1 protein-coding gene is annotated in these 1,755 nt (G+C 52.8%); it reads left to right on the top strand.

What is annotated here, in order from left to right; genetic code table 11:
* On the top strand, nt 1–1,755 hold a 1,755-nt coding region (locus tag ACWA2B_RS27795; protein ID WP_449292868.1), incomplete at both ends, for a non-ribosomal peptide synthetase.

Here is a 1,755-nt window from a genome sequence, read left to right as displayed (position 1 = left end):
TGGAAACCGGACCGGAGCGTCACGTCATGCTCTATGACATGCACCATATTATTTCGGATGGCGTCACGGAAGGAATTATCGTGCAGGAGTTCTCTCAATTGTATGAAGGCAAGGAACTGCCGCCACTCCGTATTCAGTACAAGGACTATGCGGTTTGGCAGCATGCAGATATGCAAAGTGAGCGGCTTCGTGAGCAGGAAAGCTACTGGCTGAACACGATGGCTGGTGACATTCCGGTGCTGGATATGCCTACGGATTTTGCAAGACCAGCCGTACAGCGTCTGGAAGGAGCTCGATTGGAATTTGCGATCAGCCTGGAGGACAGCGAACAGTTGAAACAGCTGTCCGCGCAAACCGGTTCCACCTTGTACATGGTGTTGCTGGCCGCGTATAGCACACTCTTGCATAAATACACGGGTCAAGAGGACATTATCGTCGGCACGCCAATTGCCGGAAGACCACATGCGGAACTGGAGAGCTTGGTAGGCGTATTCCTCAACACGCTGGCAATCCGCAATTATCCGGCTGGTGACAAAACGTTCCTGGACTACTTGCAAGAGGTCAAAGAGCATGCGCTCAGTGCTTACGAACATCAGGAATATCCTTTTGAAGAGCTGGTTGAAAAGCTGAATTTAACGCGGGATACGAGCCGGAATGCGCTGTTTGACACGATGTTTGAGTTGAAAACATTTGAGCAGCAGGAGTTCGAGCTGGAAGGTCTGACCTTTAAGACGTATCCGACAGACAATCATACGGCCAAATTTGATCTGACCTTGGATGCCGTGGAGCAGCCGGAAGGCATTCTGTGCAGTCTGGAATACAGCACGGCGCTGTACAAGCCTGAGACCATTGCGCGCTTGGCACAGCATTTTACCGAACTTGTACGTGCGATTACTCTTCATCCGCAGCAGCCACTGGCAGCTTTGGATATGGTAACTGTCGAGGAGAAGGCACAAATCATCTACGGTTTTGGAGATGTGGGAGTATCGGATGTTACTGCTGAAGCAGGAGGCTTATTCCATACTTATGTGGAAGAACAGACCCAGCTTATACCAGATCATGTGGCGGTGGTGTATGAGGAACAACAACTGACGTACCGCACACTGAACGAGCGTGCGAACCAATTAGCCCGTAGACTGCGAAATGAAGGCATTGGACGCGAGTCGATTGTTGGCATTTTGAGTGAACGTTCGGTCGACATGCTGGTTGGCGTACTGGCGGTGTGGAAGGCAGGAGGCGCCTATGTGCCGCTGGATGCAGATTATCCGTCCGAACGTATTCGTTTCATGCTGGAGGACAGTGGTGCGACGGTACTGTTGACCCAAATCGGCTTGCAGGAGCGTGCACAGGCATGGCTCGAGGAAAGCCAACCTACATCCGAACCCGCAACAGGGCTGCGTCTGCACACCGTACTGGCACTGGACGATGAGTCGCTGTACACCGGAGATACCACAGACGTCAATCACATCAACGAACCGCAGGATCTGGCGTATGTGATCTACACCTCAGGGACAACGGGACGTCCGAAGGGCGTCATGATTGAGCATCGCAGCTTGGTGAATACGGCTGCGGCCTATCGCCGGGATTACCGTCTGAACCAGTTCCCGGTACGACTGCTGCAACTGGCGAGCTTCTCCTTCGACGTGTTCGTCGGTGATATCGCGCGGACGCTTTATAACGGCGGCACAATGGTTATCTGTCCGAAAGACGACCGCATTGATCCGAGCCGTCTGTATGGCTGGATTCGCGACTATC

It is taken from the genome of Paenibacillus sp. CMM36 (genome assembly GCF_053570945.1).
Note: the sequence above shows the minus strand (reverse complement) of the source record. Positions and strands in the feature narration are given on the sequence as shown.